This window comes from Neobacillus sp. KR4-4, from assembly GCF_042136325.1.
Lineage (GTDB): Bacteria > Bacillota > Bacilli > Bacillales > Cytobacillaceae > Neobacillus.
Genome location: NZ_JBHHJU010000014.1, coordinates 40,616 through 59,613, shown reverse-complemented (window position 1 = coordinate 59,613; position 18,998 = coordinate 40,616). Strand labels below are relative to the sequence as shown.

The following is an 18,998-nucleotide window of genomic DNA, read 5'->3' as shown; positions in this document are numbered from 1 at the left end:
ACAAAAAACAATGCTAAAACACTCGAACCTAGGAGTGGAAGTTAATCAAAAAACCGCACAAGTGAAAAATCACCGTGCGGTTAGTTTTTAACTTCATGTATATCAATACTGATAAATTAAAGTCCACTAGTGTCTTCATCTGTTTTGCCCCACTGACTTGTCAGTTGATCAAGTTTTTCCATACAAACTTTAAGCCGATTCACCTCGGTATGGAGTAATGAAACATGGTGGTGTAGACCTGCTTCTCTTTCCACAATCGCCCGCTGCATTTCTTCCGGTGCAGGTCCTCCAGGAAGCGACCGAATTTTCACAAAGTGTTCTGGGTCCATTGCTGTGCGAATAATTCCATCCGATAAATTCAATGGAAATCCGACAACTGTTTTTGCAGCTTCGTCTACGAGTACAGATGTGACATGAGTCGCATTTAGTCCCCTTGCCAAGGCAATTTTCACCACCTGGCTGGCAATGGAATGTGAGGTTCGGAACGGTATGTTTGCTTTCCTAAATAGCGTATCGGCCAATTCAGTTATCGTGGCAAAACTTTCTTGGGCCCTTCTTTTTAAAAGTGCTTCATTTACTTCCAACGTTCCGACCACCACTTTTGCTAACCGAAAAACTTGATCAATGAGGTGCAGGCCCTTCCATAAATATGGCTGAAGGTCATCCTCAGTATCATTTATATCTCCGTACGGTGTGTTATGTAACATTTGAAGTACGGTTTGGGCATTTCCAATTCCGCTTGAACTTAATGCACGAATATGCTCTAGTGATACAGGATTTCTTTTTTGCGGCATAATGGAACTCTTCTGAACATAAGGGTCTGCCACACGAATCGCTGAAAATTCCTGGCTGGACCATAAGAGAAGGTCTTGTGAAAATCGGCCGAGATTGATAAAGGTTAATTGGATCGCTGTGGCAATTTCCCCTAAATAATCGGCACCGCCAATCGAATCATAGGCACTCTTGATGATTTTCGGAAATCCTAATAGCTCTGCGACTGTTTTTCGGTCAATCGGAAATCCGGTTGTAGTAAGTGCAGCAGCGCCGAGTGGACTTACATTGCAAGTATCATAGGCTGCTTTCAATCTTTTTAAGTCACGGTCAACGACATCGTACATACCCAGAAGATAATGGGAGAACGTCATCGGCTGGGCTTGCTGCGTATGGGTATGCCCCAAGACAATGGTTTCCTTATAGTTCTCGATCACCCTCAAAAGTGTTTCTTGAAACGAGAGCAGCGCCCGGGTGGCGAGGAGAATCTTGTCCCTAAGAACCATCCTGTATATTGCAACACCCATATCGTTCCTACTCCGGGCAAGGTGCAAACTTCCGCCAATCTCGCCAGCTACATTCATAATTTTACTTTCCACAAGAAAAAAAAGATCCTCATACTGTCCATCATAGGTGGAATTAAGAAGTGCTTCCTTATCAAGTGCGGAAATCCCTGCCAAAATTTGGGATGCTCCATTCTCCTCCAACAACCCTTGTTCTACCAACATAATCAGGTGGGCTTTATGGACAGCGAGCATCGGCTCTAGTAAAGTTTGTTTGGCATGCTCATAAGCAGGTGCCAATACTACCTCTGAATAGGTCGCTCCTGGAAACTCTCGTCCTTCATTTTCAAAAATGCTATCCTTAATATTCATCACAATACCCCCTATTAATAATTATGTTACTTCAGTTCCCTCAATCCCCAATTTCTGCAGATTTGGGGGCTTTTCTTCCGCTTGTCAGCATAGAATGTAGACAAGCGGAAGTGATCTCTCAATGAAAATAGTTAACCTGGAGGGAATAACCTAATGCAATTTATTGAAGATGTTAAAGACGTCAAATTTAGCTTTTTGGAAAAACCGCCAGCGTCGTCTATGACTTATGCCTTTGTTTATGTTAATGATCACAACGAATACTTTGCAGTCAAAAATGGAGAGCGTTTGTCACGTAGTGAATTGCGGATTGGCAAATATAATAGGGTTTATACAGTCAATATGCAGCAGCAAACTATCGCCTACAAGGAGGAAGTCCCTTCGGCAACAAGAGGTAGAAGGTTTTCTGTCAATTTATTTATCGATATTGCTGTTGAACACCCCGATAGGTTAGTTCAACAAAATGCAGGAGAAATTGGCAACATTTTCAACAATAATCTGCCCTTCTGGGTGGAGTCGGAAGCAAGATTTTTTCCTATTGAAGAGGATCTGAGTTTTGCCAGACATATTGAAGAATTTTTTCAAACCTCGCGATTGGTCAAGGTGTTAAGAGAGGCTGGTATTGTGGTTCGAAATGTTCGTGTTTTGATCCGGCAAGGTATTCGGGACCAGCGCCATGATGAGGCGATCGCCGATTTAGACCGGAATGCAGAACTATCAGCCTATCAAGAAGCTCTGGACTTGGAGGAAGCGCGCCGGATTTCGGCCTCGATTAAAGAAGCCCTTCAAGCAGGTGATTTTATCACTGCAGGGAAGCTTGGAGAAAAGAATGAAATGGCAAAGCGGTTAGTAGAATCGGAGTTTAGCCAAAATCAAGCCTTCAAATATGAGGTAAACAAACAACTTTTAAACTTGATCAACGATCACACTATTAACCAGTTTGAGGCAGAACAAAGATTGGCCAAGCTTAAAAAACTATTCCCCTATCTCCCCGTCAATTTGGAAAACATCAATAGAAAAAAACAGATTGAAGGTCCAAGGAGAGAACTTTCATCCTATTTATATAAAGGAGATTAGCGATTGTGGAATCCATTTTAAATCAGCTGTTTTGGATCTGGTCACTTATTTCTGTACTTCCGGAATGGTTGCGTATTTTTTTGGTTCTCTTTGTGTTCCTGCAACTCGCAAGGCTGATTTTGTTGTACATGGTTCCTCCCTTCTTAAACTTGTTGTGCCGTTTGTTGAAAAAAATGCTTTATCCCATTTCTTACCCAATCATGGCACTTCTTTGCACGATGCAAAGAAGCCGGAGAGAAGCAGGAAAAGCTGGCATATCTGTTTGGATTGATATCATTGAAGGAATGTTTGCCTTGTTCGAAAGTTTTTTCAACAAAATCATTCAGCTTTCCATGAAACGGAAAAGGAATAAGACAAGAATTAAAAGATGGACCTTCTATTCTGTCATAACTCTAGTGATCTTGCTTACTGCAGCAATCATCAACAATCCAAATGAGTGGTATACACAAAAATGGAAGAAAGCTGAGGTATGGTTAAACCAAGAACATGTGCACATACAAGCATCCGTGGCTTCACCTGAACGAAAAGAATTAATTTTAAATAAGAAATATGAAGAAGGCGGAAATATTCGTAATGCTCCCACACTAACCTCGCCCCATCTATACACTATTACAAATGGTGAAATAATGCACTTTTTAAATGAAGAACAAGTAGACTCCAAAGGAATAAAGTGGCTAAAAGTTCAAACCCCAAACGGAATTGAAGGCTGGATTTCAGCCCTGATTGTCAGGGAAAAATAAATTGAGTGAGATATTTACCATCTTAGTGTCGGATTGAATGAAAAAATTCCTAAGATTTAATGCACCTTTTTCCAGTTCATAGAACAACCTAAATAGGGTGAGCGGACTCCAATGGGTTAAGTCATAACTGTTTTCATAAAAACTAGCAGTGCGAATTGAACCGCACTGCTAGTTTCATAAAACTTCAATTTTGAACTGCAAACTTACAATCTCTCGATTTTTCTACTACTACTCCGTCGAATGCAGCTTTATAAATGGTGTAGATATCTTCTTTTAATAAAGGCATTGGACTACGTGCTAAAATACGTTTTTGCTTAACCCCATCATTCGTTAAGCTTTCAAGGGCATCCTCTGGAATATTAAATCCTTTTAAAGAAGATGGGATTTTTACATCTTCTACCAATCTTTTTAACTCTGCTACACATTTATATGATGCTTCTTCTTGTGATAAATTTACAGAGCTAAAGCCCATGGCATCATAAATATCTTTCATCCGTTTTTCACAACTTTGGCGAATATAGCCAAATACATATGGAAGCAAGACGGCATTGGAGTCACCGTGTGCAATGTGGAATTGGCCTCCGAGAGGGTAAGCTAGCGCATGAACACCAGCAACTCCGGCGTTAAAAAAGGCAAGTCCAGCAAGGTAACTTCCGTAACTTAAATCAGTACGAGCTTGTTTGTCTTGACCATTCGAAACAGCTGTGCGAATCGAGTTACTGATTAGGCGGATAGCTTGCAATGCTAATGCGTCAGAGACGACACTCGCATTTTTAGAAACATAAGCTTCTACTGCATGTGTAAGTGCATCAACGCCTGTAGCAGCTGTTACTTTTGGAGGTAATGAAATCGTTAACGCAGGATCCACAATCGCAACATCCGCTAATAAGTAGTCATGCGTTACGACATCTTTAGTCGTTTCTAAAGATAGAACGGAAATATTCGTTACCTCTGAACCTGTCCCTGAAGTGGTAGGAATTAAGATTTTAGGAAGACCTTTGTTCGTAATCTTTTTCGTACCGGTTAAGTTTAGGTAGTCCTCTACTTTACCCTCATGTGACGCTAATACCCCTGCAAGCTTTGTTAAATCTAATGCACTTCCCCCCCCCACTCCAATGACCATTTCGAATTGATTATCACGGGTGTAGGCAACCAATTTTTCTCCGATAGCCAGCGGTGGTTCAGGTACAACATCTGTATAAATTTCAGTTACATAACCTGCTTCTTCAAGCGGATCTGTAACTTTATTTGTTAATCCAATATCATATAAGAACGGGTCTGTTATGACTAGAATCTTTTTCACATCAAAGCGGTTTACTTCTTCTAAAAGGTGAGCTAAAGAATCCCATCCGGTATAGCTAAGTGGTGTAAAGGTAATTTTTTCAGACAATTTTGGTCACTCCTTAATTATGATTCCAAACGACAAGTTTTGTTTCTGTCATTTCATGGATTGCATATTTTAATCCTTCTTTACCTGTTCCGCTTTCTTTTACGCCTCCGTACGGCATTTGATCTACACGGTAAGTTGGAATATCGTTAATCATGACACCGCCTACTTCAAACTCTTTTGAAGCTTTGAATGCAGTTTGAATGTCATTTGTAAATATTCCTGCCTGCAGGCCATAATTGGAATCATTAATAGCTGCAATTCCTTCTTCAACAGAAGAAATGCGATTGACAACTACAATAGGGGCAAAAACTTCCTGGCATGATACGTTTAAAGTAGGGGCTACATTCGTTAATATCGTTGGCAAGAAGACTCCATTCTCAATTTTCCCGCCAATCACGATTTCAGCGCCGTTCTGGGCAGCTTCCTGTACCCAGCTAAGAGCCCGGTCTTGTTCTTCAGGATTGATCATGGCAGAAATATCAGTTGTTTCTTCTAGTGGGCTTCCGATGACTAACTGCTTAGTAGCTGCTGCAAATTGTTCGATAAATTCATCAAATAATTCATCCATTACAAAGGTACGTTGTAATGAGATACAAATCTGTCCTTGATTTGAAAAAGCACCAGTAACACATTTAGGAACGATTTGTGATAAATCAACATTCTTGTCAATAATTAAACCAGCGTTCGAACCTAGTTCTAGAGCAACTTTTTTGAGTCCAGCTTTGTTCCTAATACCGATGCCCACAGAAGGACTGCCAGTAAAAGTAATCATTTTGACTTTTTCGCTGGTCACCAATGTATCACCAACGGTTCGGCCACTACCGGTTATCACATTAAATGCACCTTTAGGCAAAGCCGTTTGATCAATTAATTCAGCTAGAAACAGTGCTGAAAGAGGTGTTTGTGATGCCGGCTTAAGAATAATAGTATTTCCGGCCGCAATCGCAGGTCCCACTTTATGTGCGACTAGGTTTTGCGGGAAGTTAAATGGTGTGATTGCCCCAATGACTCCAATTGGCTGCTCAATGGTGTAACCAAAACGATTTGCTCCATTTTTCGCAGCATCCATTGGAATCATTTCTCCCGTTAATCGTTTGGCTTCTTCAGCGGCAAATTTATAGGTTTCAACCGTACGATCGATTTCCCCTAATGCGATTTTCATTGGCTTTGCTGCTTCTAACGAGATAATTTCAGCCGCCTTTTGTCGATTTTCAATGAATAGCTGTGCAATATGTTCTAAAATTGCAGCACGCTCATAGGCAGTCAATTCTTCCATTTGTTTTCTAGTGTTGTAAGCAATGTCAATAACTTGTTTTACTTCCTCACGTTTTGCTTGTGGAATTTGAGCGATTACTTCTTTAGAGTAAGGTGAGTGGAGATCTGCAAATTTCTCTGCAGTCTTCCATTCACCGTTAACGTAATATTGCTTTTTCATTTAACTTACCTCTTTCATTTCTTCATTTTTAGATGATTTCAAGGAATCTTTGACAAATGTATGATCAACTTCTCCTTTGAAGAAGTCTTTACCATAAATTAAGAAGCAAAGCAGGATTCCTACTGCAAATGCCCATGAAGCACCTTTGATGACAAGGAGGGCAGCCACAATTCCAGCTATTCCTAAATCACGCTGGCTCCGTGCCTGCATGATCCCAATCCGGACACTTACGTAACCTTGGACAAGCAATGTCAAAGCTAAAGCGACGCCTAGAATCGGTTGAACTAAGCTTACGATTGGCAATAATAATAGGGCTGTATTTGTACCCCAACGGAAGGATCCAATTCCTCCAAAAAAGGAATTCATCGCTTTTTTTCCTTCTTTAAATCGTTCAATGGTAACAACCTGCATCGCAGCCCACAATGGGCCACACATGGTAATATCAGGACCAATCATACTCATCAGTGTGTTTCTTCCACCAAAAATTAAATGAGCCCGGTTTGGATTGTAATCCACTTTTTCATCGGTTCTTACGGCATCGGATTCAGTAAGCAATGCTTTCGTTTTAAGAACATCACCGAACACAACTAGGTATGTAGCTAACACAGCAGGGATTGCTTTTAGAAAAAAAGCAACAGCCGGAAATCCTAATCCGAATACAGTGTACTCTGCAAACAGGGTCGCAAAATCTGGTTTACTAAATCCCCATTGAATATCTGGCCAGTTTGCTTCTCCAAATATCGGAGCTACAAAAACGGCGAGAAAAATAGCGGGTAGAATGCCAAGATTACCTAATAGAGTAAATAAGAATCCTTTATTATTTTTTCTAATCCGTTCAAATGACTTTGAAAAAGTAAGGAAAAAAGCAAATCCAATACAAATCGAAATGGTGAACGGGAATTTTTCAAATTGTCCGCCTACTCCAAAAACGGAAGTGACTGCTCCAATACCAGCCCCTAGGATGATCCCTGTTTTAATGGCATTTGGAACCATATGAACCACTTTACTTGCTAAGCCGGTAATACCCAGAATAATCGATAAAATACCTAATGTTAACTGAAAGGCGACAAGCGCATAAACCCGATCAGGCCCTTCATCAAATTGAGTAACAAACAAGACAATCAGCGGAATGGCCGGTGTAATCCATCCTGGAATAACGGGATCACCTAAAATATGGTGAAATAAATAAAGTAGCCCGTTCAATACAACCACCGCTAAAGCCACCTCAAATGGCATGTGTAAATGTTGACCTAATAGAGTAATAGCCCCCAAGTCTACTGCACACATTAATAAACCTTGAACATAGTCTGGCCATTCAACCCGGTAATGAATAAAAGGCAGCCTAATTTTAAAAGGACCAGCTGGCATGTATGGTGATTCTTCACCATGTGGACGATTTTTCCATTTCATAAAATAATTTCTCCCCCTTTTTCGGTTATAACCCCTTACATCCCACCGAATATACATCCCCTATGTACATTCAGTTTTATGAATACGTAACCATTTTTGAGAAAAACAAAAAAATCTGGTATTTTATTCCTGTAAAGGTAAGATTGAAATAAAGTTAAAGCAATGATTCAGAAATGGTTACGTATTCATTTTTCGGTAAAATAAGAAATAAACAACATTATTGTTTATTTTCTATTTTTCTAGTTGTTCTTCTGTTAAATATTTTAACAGGTTCAGTTATTTGAATGCAATAATTTTTTTTATTTTCTATCATTTCAATCAATTTAGTGATTGCTAAGAGTCCTAGATTTTGCTGTGAGATACTGCCTACTGTTGTTAATTGGATCAAGCCATGCTGACTAATGTCTACGTTATCAATCCCTATAATACTTAAATCATCCGGTACTCTCAAATCCTCACTGATGGCATCGTCTATTAAGCTTAATGCCAGAGAATCCGCACCAGCACAAATGGCGGTCGGACGATGCTCCAGTTTCATTAAGCGTTGAAAAGCAACTGAAATCTCTTGTTTAGAAGTATCAGTGTTGAAGATATAGGGTTCGGATAATTGTAATTTATAATCGTTTATTGCTTGAAGGAATCCGGAATAACGGTTGTTAAATGTGCTGACAGTCATAGGTCCGCCAACCCATGCAATTGTTTTATGTCCTTGCTCAATCATATGTTTTGCCGATAAATATCCAGCTTCAAAATTGTCAATTTCAACAAAGTTTTCATTTTTTTTATGCTTACGATTGTATGTTATGAATGGAATATCCATTTGTTTGAGCTTATCGAATATCTGATCATCAATCAAAATACACGATAGAATGATGCCATCCACTTTATTTTCAAAAGCAGCGCCATAGGCTTCCGGCAGTTTTTCATCGTTTACGTACTGGACGTTTACACGATACCCCCTCTCATTAGCGTAAGTGATAATGGCGGATGTGGTATCGACAAAAAAAGGGTTGTGTAATGGTCCAGATAAGAGGGCTATTGTATTTGTTTTATTTTGCACAAGTGATCGTGCTTGTGCATTCGGTATATAATTTAAATCGTTAATGGCATTCATTACTTTATCAAAAGTAGGTTTTTTAACTAATTCTGGCGTATTCAATACACGTGAGACCGTTGTTTGGGATACGCCTGCATGTTTTGCGACGTCTTTCGATGATACCAAGGCGTTACCTCCTTTTTTTACTCATTTTACAATTTTAAAAATTATTTTTCTTTGCTATTACTTTACATATTGTTTGATGTTGATAATACAACAAATTAAACAATTGTGCTATAAGGTTTAGTTTTTTTTTGCAATTTCTCGCGCGTTCAGGCGGTTTATCTACTTCACCCTTTTCTTTTGCTCTAAAAAATAAAAATCCCACCTTCCATAATAGAAAGTGAGATTTTCACCAATAAATCCTCAAATTTTAGCTTGATAAAAAACTATTTAAATCCATCTACTTTTAACTCTGTCCTATCAACTATTAATTGCTTGATAAAGTGAATTGAGCAATATCCCCACTGCAAGTACGAACAAAAAAACATGTGCGTGGTTTATCGTACGCTTTCGTTTATTTTGAAGAAAAATCCATATCCAAAGTATAGCTAAAAGGATATTAATCATGTCCCCTACAAGTTCATTTCCTGGCAATGGCACCCTCTCCTTATAGTCTTAAGCAAATACGATCGTTTTATTACCGTGAACAAGTACCTTATCCTCTACGTGCCAGGAAACGGCCTCAGCAAGAACCCTTCTCTCCACATGACGTCCGGCGGTCTTTAAATCCTCTGCAGTATAGCGTTGGTTAATTCGCTGTACATCCTGTTCAATAATTGGTCCTTCATCAAGATCATTCGTAACGTAATGTGCAGTTGCACCGATTAACTTTACACCACGGTTAAATGCTCTCACGTATGGATTTGCGCCAACAAATGCCGGCAAGAATGAATGATGGATGTTAATGATTTGATTAGGATACTTAGAAATAAAATTAGGGGAAAGAATCTGCATATATCTAGCAAGGACAATTAAGTCCACCTTCCCTTTCATCAATTCTAATGCTTTCTGTTCTGCATCTTCTTTCGTTTCGTGAGACATTGGAATATGATAAAAATGAATGCCATAACTTTCAACTACATCTTTTAAACTAGTATGATTACTAATTACCATTGGGATATCTACTGAAATTTCATTGGATTTCCAGCGCCAAAGAAGTTCGTTTAGACAATGATCAGTTTTCGAAACAAAGATAGCCATCCTCTTTCTTTTTTCATTACTGCTCAACTGCCAATCTAAGGCATGATCCTGCGCAAACTCATGTAAATCTTCTTCAAGCTTTTTAATAGAAGATTCAAATTCTTCCAACTCGAACTCGATTCTCATAAAAAACATACCTGCTCTTGGATCTGTTGTATGTTGGTCAAAATGGACAATATTGGCTTTGTGTTCTAATAAAAAATTCGTGACAGTCGAGATAATACCCGGCTTTTCCCGACATGAAATTAGTAATTTTGCCCGGTTGGGCTTCGATGTTGTGATCACCGCTTATACACCATCCTTAAGATTATTAATTATGTATTATAGAAGGACGAATACCCTCGTAATGAGTTAGGCATGAATTTCCTGTCCATACACAGCAAGGGCAGCTTCACCAATAGCTTCGGCTAATGTAGGATGCGGATGAATTGTATGGGCAATATCCATTGCTGTTGCATTCAATACACATGCTAGCCCGGCCTCAGTAATCATATCCGTTACATGAGGACCTACCATATGTGCTCCTAAAAGCTTATTCGTTCCCTCTTCAACAACCAGTTTGACAAATCCGTCAGATTCACCAAAAACCAATGCCTTTCCAATCGCACGGAAGGAGAATTTACCAACCTTCACCAGATAGCCCTTTTCCTTTGCAGCTTCCTCTGTGAGCCCGACACTCGCTACTTCTGGACTGCAATAGATACATCTGGCAATAAGGTTTGAATCAAGTAGTTTTGGCGTTTTACCTGCCATATGTTCAATAGCAATGATTCCTTCATGTGAAGCAGCATGGGCAAGCTGTAAGCCGCCAATGACATCACCAATGGCGTAAATGTTCGGTTCATTTGTTTGGTAGAACTCATTTGTTTGAATAAAAAACGGATTTAGTTCAACGGCCGTTTTTTCAAGGCCAAAACCTTCTGTATTTGGAGAGCGCCCTACAGATACCAAAAGTTTGTCTGCAGAAAATGGTGTTTCTTTACCTTTATGCTCCGCTTTAATGGAAACACCCTCACCTTTTTCCAGCGTTTCTGGAAGAACTTTTGCTCCTGTAACGATTTTTACTCCTTTTTTCTTCATTAAACGCTGTACTTCCTTTGAAATATCTGTATCTTCTGTTGGTAAAATGCGCTCGGCATATTCAATTACGGTAACTTGGATGCCGAAGTCAGAAAGCATAGATGCCCATTCGATTCCTATTACCCCGCCGCCAACGATAATGATAGAACTCGGAAGCTTCTTCATTTTTAGCGCTTCATCCGAAGTCATCACATACTTCTCATCCACTTCAAGGCCTGGAATTGTTCTTGGACGGGATCCTGTAGCAATTAAAATATTTTTAGGGCTTAAAATGACTTCCCCTTCACCATTATTCAATTCGACTAACACATCTTTTGTCTGTGTAATACTTCCCTTTCCATCAAAAACATCGATCTTTCCTTTTTTCATTAAATGTTGGACACCTTTATATAGGCGGTCCGTAATTTCTTCTTTCCGGGCCTGTACTTTTGAAAAATTAAGACCCACTACAGGGGCAATTACACCATACTTATCTGCATGCTTTGTTTGAGCGAATACTTCTGCACTTCTTAATAGGGCCTTACTCGGAATACAACCGGCGTGAAGGCATGTTCCACCAATTTTTCCTTTTTCAATAACCGCCGCTCTTAAACCTAATTGTGAAGCGCGAATGGCAGCTACGTACCCACCCGTGCCACCACCGATAATTACGACATCATATTCTTTTGTCATGTGTGTTATCTCCTCTTAACATTATATCTGTCGGAAAACTGCTGAATCTTTCCTATATAGTTATAAGCTTCTCTACCCGATTAATCGATTGGAATGGCACATACACTAGAGGCAAAGCTATCCCCAACTACAAATCCTTGTTCTGTGCTATAGTCAATATGCGTTTCCTCATCTAAATAGCGTTTTGTAAAACGGTCTATTTGAATTTGGATCCCTTCTATTTCCATACATAAATCGTTTCGCCGAGGTTCATCAAATAGAATTGAAAACCTAACAGACATTCCGCATCCTCCGCTAACTTCGGCATCAATCCGAGGATTATGATTTTCATTCGCCATCATTTCTTTTAGTTTATTGGTGGCCGCTTCTGTCATGTTTATCATCATAGACTTTCTTCTCCTAACACCTATTTCATTACACAATTACATTTGCGGCATTGACCTGTTCGTCCGCATGATAAGAGGAGCGAACAAGAGGACCTGCCTCGCAGTGACTAAATCCTTTTGACATGGCGATCGTTTTTAGTTCCTCAAACTCTTGTGGACTCCAATACTTTTGAACTTTTAAATGATGTTTGGTAGGCTGCAAATATTGACCAATTGTCATAATATCCACATGGTTCGCTCGAAGATCGTCCATCGTTTCGATAATTTCTTCCTTTGTTTCTCCAAGTCCAATCATAATACTTGATTTGGTTGGAATACTGGCATTCATTTCTTTAGCCCGGCGCAAAAACTCTAAGGAACGTTCATACGTTGCCCGTGCCCGAATACTTGGTGATAACCGTTTAACTGTTTCAATATTGTGATTTAATATATCAGGCCTTGCATCCATTAATGTTTTTATGTTTTCATATTCACCTTTCATGTCGGACGGAAGGACCTCAATGCTGCAAAATGGATTTCGGCGTCTTACAGCTCTGATCGTTTCTGAAAACACCCCCGCTCCGCCATCTTTTAAATCATCTCGAGCAACAGCGGTAATCACGACATGTTTTAAGCCCATTTTTTCCACTGAATCTGCAACACGCTCTGGCTCTTCCCAATCAAGTTCTGTCGGCAGGCCAGTTTGAACCGCACAAAACCGGCAGGCTCGCGTACAAATACTTCCTAATATCATAAAAGTCGCTGTTTTCCGTTCAGCCCAGCATTCATGAATATTTGGACATTTTGCTTCTTCACAGACGGTATGAAGGTTTTTTTCACGCATCATTTTTTTTAGGCCTGTATATTGTTCATTTGTATTTAGTTTTATTTTTAACCACTCTGGTTTTCGAACATAATTTGTAGACATGTCTATCACTCCTAAAAACAGACATTAGATTTTTAGTATTTAATAAACCACCAAGAATGAGATCATAAGAAGGTTAATTATCTTCATTTCTTCATTCCTAGTGGTTCAATCATCATTCGTTTAAGATTTTACTGTTACTTTCTGATCAGTTTCTTCTATTATATAGCGTAAGATTGGTTGTCTCGCCGCTTGTACTTCATCCAACCGGCCGATGACTGTCGTGTGTGGTGCCTCTAACACAATCTCTGGGTTTTCTTCTACTTCTTTTGCAATTTTTATCATCACATCTGCAAAGGCATCCATTGTTTCCTTTGACTCCGTTTCTGTAGGTTCAATCATCAAACACTCCTCAACATTTAGCGGGAAGTAGATGGTCGGTGGATGATAGCCAAAATCAAGGAGCCGTTTTGCCATATCAAGAGTTCTTACACCCAGTTTTTTCTGTCTAGAACCGGATAATACAAATTCATGTTTACACACTTGGGAATACGGAGCATCAAAATATGGTTCAAGTTTTTTACGGAGGTAGTTCGCATGAAGCACTGCCCCCTCAGAAACTTGACGTAATCCTACAGGTCCCATCGTACGAATATAGGTATAAGCACGAACCAAAATTCCAAAGTTTCCATAATATCCTTTTACACGGCCAATTGATAGCGGATGATTCGAGTTCAGTACATATTTCTCACCATCTTTTTCAATACGTGGGACAGGTAAGTACGGAATAAGTTTCTTTTTCACACCGACTGGACCAGCTCCTGGGCCGCCACCGCCATGTGGAGTCGTGAACGTCTTATGAAGATTTAAATGCACAATATCAAATCCCATATGACCCGGTGTTGTTTTTCCTAGAATGGCGTTGGCATTTGCTCCATCGTAGTATAATAAGCCGCCTGCTTCATGAACAACTTTGGCAATTTCCAAAATTTCTTTCTCAAACAATCCAAGAGTATTAGGATTTGTCAGCATCAATGCAGCTGTATCCTGATCCACATGCTTTTTTAATTCTTCTAAGTCGACCAATCCATTTTCATTGGAAGGAATGGTGACTGTTTTAAACCCGGCAACCGTTGCACTGGCAGGGTTTGTACCATGCGCGGAGTCCGGAACAAGGACCTTTGTTCTTTTTTCTCCTTTTTGTTCAAGATAGGCTTTTACCATCATTAAGCCAGTCCATTCTCCCTGTGCTCCTGCAGAAGGCTGTAACGTTACTGAATCCATGCCGGTGATCTCTGCTAATTCTTCCTGCAAATTATATAAAAGCTCTAAAGCGCCCTGAACCGTTTCTGCTGGCTGATAAGGGTGAATGCGGCTAAAGCCATCAAAACGGGCAACATCTTCGTTAATTTTCGGGTTGTATTTCATCGTACAAGAACCTAATGGATAGAACCCATTATCAATTCCGTGGTTTCGGTTGGAAAGCGCTGTGTAATGACGGACAAGCTGAAGCTCTGATACTTCCGGGAGCTCGGCTGGTACATCACGAATCAAATGCTTCGGGTATTTCGTGTTTAAATCAATACGATTCACGTCAGTTTCCGGCAGGCTTGAACCCATACGACCTTCACGACTAATTTCAAAGATTAGCTCATTATATTCAATCATTTACGACTTCCTCCAATACTTTTACAAATTGGTCAATCTCTTCTTTTGTTCTCTGCTCTGTCACGGCAATAAGCATTTGATTGTCATAGCCGTATGCACTTTCCAAGTCAAATCCTCCGATGATTCCCGCTTCAAGCAGTTTGTTGTTGACCTCTTTGACCGGACGAGGAAGTTCCACCACAAATTCATTAAAAAATGGTGATTGATTGATAATGATAAAGCCTGCCTTTTGCAGACACTTTGCCATATAGTCAGCTTTCTCAATGTTTAGCTGGGCCATTTGTCGAATTCCTTGCTTTCCAAGTGCAGACATGCATATAGAGGATGCAAGCGCATTTAATGCCTGATTGGAACAAATATTAGAAGACGCTTTATCACGTCGAATATGCTGTTCACGTGCTTGCAGTGTTAACACAAATCCACGTTTTCCTTGCTCATCCCTTGTTTGTCCTACAATCCGCCCTGGTACTTTACGCATAAATTTTTTGTGAACTGCGAAATAACCGCAGTGTGGGCCTCCAAAGGCCATCGGTATTCCTAATGGCTGCATATCACCCACCACAATATCTGCCCCGAGTTTACCTGGTGACTGCAGAAGCGCCAGTGCCAATGGATTAGCACTTACAATGAGTAATGCTCCTTGTGTATCCGCAATTTTTTTAATTTCTGCCAAATCTTCAATCGATCCGAAGAAATTCGGGTATTGAACAATAACGGCGGCAATGCTCTTATCCATTTGTTCTTTTAATCCTCTTAAATCGGTGACATCATCAACAAGATTGACTTCTTCTACTGCATATTCTTGGCCGCATGCTACTGTATTTAATATTGCTCGTGATTCAGGATGAACCGCTTTTGAAACAAGCACTTTTGAACGCCTTGTTGATGAAATAGCAAGTGAGGCAGCTTCTGCAAGTGATGTAAAGCCATCGTACATGGAAGAGTTGGCCACATCCATTCCTGTTAACTCACAAACCATTGTCTGGAATTCAAAAATGGCTTGCAACTCACCTTGACTGATTTCTGGTTGGTATGGTGTATAAGCTGTGTAAAATTCTGAACGTGAAATCATATGATTTACTACGCTTGGAATGAAGTGATCATATGTACCTGCACCAAGAAAGGTTGGATAGTTATTTGCACTTTTATTTTTGGAAGCAAGCTGTTGCATTTTTTTCAACAGAAGCGGCTCTGGAACCGCTTCTGGAATGTTTAACTCTCCCTCTAAACGTATTTCTTTTGGAATGTCCTCAAATAAATCATCGATTGAAGACATGTTTAAAAATGTGAGCATCTCCTCTTGATCTTGTTTCGTATCAGGAAGGTACCTAAATGTGTTGGTCATCTTATTCCCCTCCCTCAATATACGCCTGATACTCATCTTCATTTAATAGGGAGTTTAACTCCTCTGGATTAGATAGTTCCACTTCTACTAACCACCCTGCATCATATGGCTGTTCATTGATTGTCTCAGGACTATCGTTTAAATCCTCGTTTACACAAACAACTGTGCCTGATACTGGAGCGTAAATTTCAGAAACGGCTTTAACCGATTCGATTGTGCCCATCGATTCCTCCACTGTAACTTCATCATCTACCTCCGGAGTTTCAACAAACACGATATCCCCTAATTGTTTTTGTGCAAAATGAGAAATTCCAATTCGTACCCGATTTCCGTCTAGTTGTAATACCCATTCGTGTTCCTTGCTATATAGTAAACTTGCAGTTGCGTTTGTCATAATTTTACTTCCCTTCATTTTTGTATTTGAATTTGACCATCTATCATGTAATTAAGTACTGTGGGTATCGAATTCTATGATTTTATTAACCCATTTTATAAAACGGTGTCTTAATTACTACTGCATCAATTTGTTTATTACGGATTTCTACTTTTATTTGTGTGTCAACTTGTGCATACTCCGCTGATATAAGAGCAAGACCAATACTTTTCTTTAGAGTGGGTGATTGTGTTCCCGATGTAACGACACCAATTTCCTCTCCACTCTCTGAAACTACTTTATAACCGTGACGGGGAATCCCACGACCAGTGACTTCAATTCCTACTAATTTGCGTTTTAATCCCTCTTCTTTTTGTCTTAAAAGTGCCTCTTTTCCAATAAAATCACTTTCTTTATTGGTTTTCACCGCGAAGCCGATTCCTGCTTCAAGGGGACTAATATCGCTTAACAGTTCTTGACCATAAAGTGCAAGACGTGCCTCTAAACGAAGGGTGTCACGTGCACCCAATCCGCATGGCTTTAAGCCATCTTCACACCCTGCTTCTATCAGTTTTTCCCATAGTGCTTCCGCCTGACCAGCTGCTAAATAAAGTTCAAAACCATTTTCACCTGTATAACCTGTACGTGATACGAGGATATCTGTTATTCCGGAAACATTAACATGTTGTGCAAATTTAAATGAACCAATTTCAGATAGATTGGTTTCCGTTAGTTTTTGCAAAATACGTTCAGCCTCTGGTCCTTGAATGGCTAGCTGCGCAATTTCATTGGAGATATTTTTGAGTGTTACCTCTCCTTTTACATGTTGCTTCATCCATTCAAAGTCTTTATCAATGTTGGCCGCATTGATGACGAGTAAATATATATCATGCGTTAATTTATAAACTAGTAAATCATCGACCGTTCCGCCGTTCTGGTAGCACATTGCAGTATACTGTGCCTGATTGATACTGAGCTTCGTCACATCGTTTGTGACCAGATAGTTTATGTAGCTTTCTGCATCTTTTCCCTCTACCACTACTTCACCCATATGAGAGACATCAAAAAGTCCTGCTCGGTTACGAACTGACTCATGCTCTTCTAAAATACTTGAAAACTGTACCGGAAGCTCCCAGCCGCCAAAATCGATGACCTTTGCGCCATGTTTTTTATATGTTTCAAATAAGGGTGTCCGTTTTAACAATGTATTAGTAGTCATTGTGTTACCTCCGATTTAGATTTCCGACAAAATAACTGTTCTTTTACCTTTTTACCTGTTTCGGTCATCGCCAGCCCGCCAAGTGCGGTTTCCCTTAGTGTCCTTGGCATTTCCTTTCCAACCTTATACATCGCTTCTATGACTTCGTCACATGGAATCCGGCTTTCCACTCCAGCAAGTGATAGATCGGCAGCAGAAAAGGCAATCGAGGTACCAATGACATTTCGCTTAATACAAGGTACTTCAACAAGTCCTGCAACCGGATCACACACCAAGCCTAATAATGATTTCATAGCAATGGCGGTTGCATTTACAGCTTGTTGTGGTGTACCGCCTTTTAACTCTACGATTGTCCCCGCAGCCATTGCCGTTGCGGATCCCACTTCTGCTTGGCAGCCTCCTGCTGCTCCTGAAATAAAGGAACGGTTAGCAATCACGTAACCTAGCATACTTGCAGTAAATAAGCCCATGACTAAATCTTTATATGAATAGGTGTCATTTTTATAAAGTGAAAACAATACACCAGGTAAAATTCCAGCTGCTCCCGCAGTTGGTGTAGCAACAATAATCCCCATACGTGCATTGCTTTCAGATGTAGCTAATGAAAACGTCATGGCATTACTAATGTAATTTCCTGACAAGGCATTGCCCTGAGTCATATAGTTAAACATTTTCACCGCATCACCGCCGGAGATACCACTTGGTGCTGTTGAGCCGTCTTTAATTCCGCTATCGACGGCCTCCTTCATTTTGATCAATCGTTCTTCCATCATGCTGATAATGGTTTCTTCGTCTCTTCCCGACTTTTTCGCTTCCAACATCAACATGATTTGACCAATGGTTTTTTGTTCTCTTTCACAAGCTTCAATCAGTTCTTCCATGGACTTAATTTCCATTAAATTGCCTCCATAAATACTTTCTCGTTTGGTTGGAAATGACTAGCAAGGGACGTAAAATCATCGCCTGAACTTAACCGAATATCCACTTTTCTTCCGTTAATCATAAAGATTTTGGATAAACCTCCGCCAAGGGATACCCCTCCAACTTTTACAGCCCGATTATTGCATTTGGCTGTCACAATCGTTGTATTGGGATGGTTATAAAAAGTACATTTGTCTTCAAACTCGAAATGGTACTGCATACCTTCCTCTTTTGCCCACTCCAACGAATTTTTTATTCGTGAATCGTCGGTATTCATACCAAGCAATCCGCCGATAAGCGCTTTATCTGTTCCATGTCCTTGGTACGTTTCAGCAAAGGAATCGTAAAATACGATTTTTGTCTCTTCTGGACAACGACCTAATAGTTCAAATATAAATTTTCCGATTGACACAACACCTGCTGTATGTGAACTCGAGGGCCCAACCATAATCGGGCCGATTATATCAAAGCAACTTTGAAATTCCATGGAATGTCT

The 18,998-nt window shown here is 40.0% G+C and carries 17 protein-coding genes; 2 read left to right on the top strand and 15 right to left on the bottom strand.

Annotated features, from left to right (window positions below; genetic code table 11):
* Positions 1–116 precede the first annotated feature (116 nt).
* Positions 117–1,646, bottom strand: coding sequence for an argininosuccinate lyase (gene argH, locus ACE198_RS15515; protein WP_375376160.1), 1,530 nt, complete (start codon positions 1,644–1,646; stop codon positions 117–119).
* Between the two features lie 153 nt (positions 1,647–1,799).
* Between argH and ACE198_RS15510 the strand changes: the two genes are divergently transcribed.
* Positions 1,800–2,720 carry a hypothetical protein gene (locus ACE198_RS15510; RefSeq protein WP_375376159.1) on the top strand — a complete coding sequence of 307 codons (921 nt, stop codon included), beginning with the start codon at positions 1,800–1,802 and terminating at the stop codon, positions 2,718–2,720.
* A 5-nt stretch (positions 2,721–2,725) separates the two neighbouring features.
* Positions 2,726–3,460, top strand: coding sequence for an SH3 domain-containing protein (locus tag ACE198_RS15505; protein ID WP_375376158.1), 735 nt, complete (start codon positions 2,726–2,728; stop codon positions 3,458–3,460).
* Positions 3,461–3,644: 184 nt separating this feature from the next.
* Here ACE198_RS15505 and ACE198_RS15500 read toward each other — a convergent pair whose 3' ends face one another.
* The 14 genes from ACE198_RS15500 to ACE198_RS15435 form a co-directional block, all read right to left on the bottom strand.
* On the bottom strand, positions 3,645–4,850 hold the full coding sequence (locus ACE198_RS15500) for an iron-containing alcohol dehydrogenase (RefSeq protein WP_375376157.1): 1,206 nt from the start codon (positions 4,848–4,850) through the stop codon (positions 3,645–3,647).
* 13 nt (positions 4,851–4,863) lie between these two features.
* Positions 4,864–6,285: an aldehyde dehydrogenase family protein gene (locus tag ACE198_RS15495; protein WP_375376156.1), complete on the bottom strand. Its 1,422-nt coding sequence runs from the start codon at positions 6,283–6,285 to the stop codon at positions 4,864–4,866.
* A complete protein-coding gene (locus ACE198_RS15490; protein ID WP_375376155.1) occupies positions 6,286–7,695 on the bottom strand; it encodes a hypothetical protein in 1,410 nt (469 codons plus the stop codon). It abuts the gene before it with no gap.
* A gap of 217 nt (positions 7,696–7,912) precedes the next feature.
* Positions 7,913–8,917, bottom strand: a complete 1,005-nt coding sequence (locus ACE198_RS15485) for a LacI family DNA-binding transcriptional regulator (protein WP_375376154.1) — start codon at positions 8,915–8,917, stop codon at positions 7,913–7,915.
* Between the two features lie 492 nt (positions 8,918–9,409).
* Positions 9,410–10,276, bottom strand: a complete 867-nt coding sequence (purU, locus tag ACE198_RS15480) for a formyltetrahydrofolate deformylase (protein ID WP_375376199.1) — start codon at positions 10,274–10,276, stop codon at positions 9,410–9,412.
* A gap of 69 nt (positions 10,277–10,345) precedes the next feature.
* Complete coding sequence (lpdA, locus tag ACE198_RS15475; protein WP_375376153.1) at positions 10,346–11,746, bottom strand: dihydrolipoyl dehydrogenase; 1,401 nt, start codon at positions 11,744–11,746, stop codon at positions 10,346–10,348.
* 80 nt (positions 11,747–11,826) lie between these two features.
* A complete protein-coding gene (locus ACE198_RS15470) occupies positions 11,827–12,132 on the bottom strand; it encodes a HesB/IscA family protein (RefSeq protein ID WP_375376152.1) in 306 nt (101 codons plus the stop codon).
* Between the two features lie 28 nt (positions 12,133–12,160).
* Positions 12,161–13,039, bottom strand: coding sequence for a lipoyl synthase (gene lipA / locus ACE198_RS15465; protein ID WP_375376151.1), 879 nt, complete (start codon positions 13,037–13,039; stop codon positions 12,161–12,163).
* Between the two features lie 120 nt (positions 13,040–13,159).
* Positions 13,160–14,644 (bottom strand): aminomethyl-transferring glycine dehydrogenase subunit GcvPB, encoded by a 1,485-nt coding sequence (gene gcvPB, locus ACE198_RS15460; RefSeq protein WP_375376150.1) that lies wholly within the window; start codon positions 14,642–14,644, stop codon positions 13,160–13,162.
* Positions 14,637–15,989: an aminomethyl-transferring glycine dehydrogenase subunit GcvPA gene (gene gcvPA, locus ACE198_RS15455; protein WP_375376149.1), complete on the bottom strand. Its 1,353-nt coding sequence runs from the start codon at positions 15,987–15,989 to the stop codon at positions 14,637–14,639. The genes gcvPB and gcvPA overlap by 8 nt, the downstream gene beginning before the upstream one ends.
* A gap of 1 nt (position 15,990) precedes the next feature.
* Positions 15,991–16,383 (bottom strand): glycine cleavage system protein GcvH, encoded by a 393-nt coding sequence (gene gcvH, locus ACE198_RS15450; protein WP_375376148.1) that lies wholly within the window; start codon positions 16,381–16,383, stop codon positions 15,991–15,993.
* 85 nt (positions 16,384–16,468) lie between these two features.
* Positions 16,469–17,581, bottom strand: coding sequence for a glycine cleavage system aminomethyltransferase GcvT (gcvT, locus tag ACE198_RS15445; RefSeq protein WP_375376147.1), 1,113 nt, complete (start codon positions 17,579–17,581; stop codon positions 16,469–16,471).
* Positions 17,578–18,477, bottom strand: a complete 900-nt coding sequence (gene sdaAA, locus ACE198_RS15440) for an L-serine ammonia-lyase, iron-sulfur-dependent, subunit alpha (protein WP_375376146.1) — start codon at positions 18,475–18,477, stop codon at positions 17,578–17,580. The genes gcvT and sdaAA overlap by 4 nt, the downstream gene beginning before the upstream one ends.
* On the bottom strand, positions 18,477–18,989 hold the full coding sequence (locus tag ACE198_RS15435) for a serine dehydratase beta chain (RefSeq protein ID WP_251456023.1): 513 nt from the start codon (positions 18,987–18,989) through the stop codon (positions 18,477–18,479). Before ACE198_RS15435 ends, sdaAA begins: the two co-directional genes overlap by 1 nt.
* Between the last annotated feature and the right edge of the window lie 9 nt (positions 18,990–18,998).